Annotated in this window: 1 pseudogene; it reads left to right on the top strand. The window is 57.9% G+C overall.

Annotated elements, in window-relative coordinates:
* Nucleotides 1-324: 324 nt before the first annotated feature.
* A pseudogene (locus tag M3I54_RS44200) lies at nucleotides 325-650 on the top strand (IS3 family transposase); the annotation flags it as partial.
* Between the last annotated feature and the right edge of the window lie 826 nt (nucleotides 651-1,476).

The following is a 1,476-nucleotide window of genomic DNA, read 5'->3' as shown; positions in this document are numbered from 1 at the left end:
GTCTCGAATACCTTAACGTGACAACGCCGTGCGCTTGGGCCATTCGTGAAAATCTGAACAGAGCGTAGCGGAAGCGCTACGGATCTCCGGCTGCGGAACGCACCTGAAGGCACTATAATCAAGCAAACTATGCGCCACCGGTTCCCCAGCTTGAAATCACAAGAATAGCCGACGATGCACGATCAATTGTGTGAGTGGTCGTCCTGTTTGTCCAACTCCCGACGACGTATGTCGACATTGTCACGTTAGAGCGTTCTCTGAAAGTCGCAGTTGGCCTGTTGCAGAAAACAACTCCGACGAGCATTCCAGCAGGATCAGTATCACGTCTTCGGGGTCGAGCCGATCCGCACGGTCTTGCGGACTGCCCCGTCAGGGCTGCCGACGTCATGCAGCACAGCTTCGAGATCCGTCCCGACGCTGCGCCCGAGCATTCGGCAACCGGAGATCAAGCGTGGCTGGCTGGCCAACATGCAGGTCTATTGCGTGCCGAAGGTCTGGAGGCAGACGAACCGGGAAGGCGTTGCGGTGGCCCGCTGCACGGTCGCACGATTGATGAAACGGCAAGGGCTGCGTGCGGCAGTTCGCGGTAAGCGGGTCGCACGACGTAGGCCGATGCGAGTGCACCGCGCCCGCTGGATCGGGTCAATCGGCTAAACATGCGCGATTTGTAAGGAACCCACGTCATTGTTTGATAGCCGACGCAATTTCCCGCCAATGCGTCACTATGCCTGTGCTCTGGGGGCTCCGAGCGTATGCGGTCCACATGGCCCGGAAAGTGCTTTGGAACAGGACTGGAACAACCCACCGCGACAGAGGGCATTGTCACGTTGCGGACTGAGTCCGGTAACATCCGGCGATGCTGGTTACCAATCGCTTTATCGCAGCCACCGCTTCCCGGCGATCGTCGTCAGTTGAACCGTGCGCTGGCAGTTGGACCGCGGTATTGTCATCAGCTACGAAACAATTCGACGCTGGTGCGACAAAACTGGCGCCGGCTTTGCACGTTGGATAAGGCTCTGGTGCAAATAGGCGGTCTGTACGAGATTGTTGTTATATAGAGGATAACTCATCAAGCAGACAGGACGGCCTCCCAGACTGCGGGCGCAGTGGTATCTTTGAGGCCGATCTTCGCGAGGCCGAACCTCCAGTGGTCTCCTCGCGCTAACCTCGTAGCGTGTGGTTTTTAGCGGGCTCCGGGCCCGCTTTTTTTTTGTGCGCCGAGCATGCGCAACAGCTTGGGGGTGAAAGTCCCCTGCCCAACCTGATGGTGGTGAAGGGCTAGTGAAACGCAAGGGCGTCGTCGTGAGGCGGGGTCTGAAGGAAGCGTGTAGCAAAGCCACGACCTGACGAACAGAAACCAGATACGAGGCCTACCCAGTCGGACGAGCGAGCAAATGATTGCGAAGTCCATAACCATCAAGGGCTGGGGTGGTAAATCTGGCAGGTGCGTGGTGAAGGCGGTTGAGCTTACCTTCT

It is taken from the genome of Paraburkholderia sp. CNPSo 3274 (genome assembly GCF_024206475.1).
GTDB lineage: Bacteria > Pseudomonadota > Gammaproteobacteria > Burkholderiales > Burkholderiaceae > Paraburkholderia.
The sequence above is the reverse complement of the archived record's forward strand: the minus strand, read 5'-3'. Positions and strand labels throughout refer to the sequence as shown.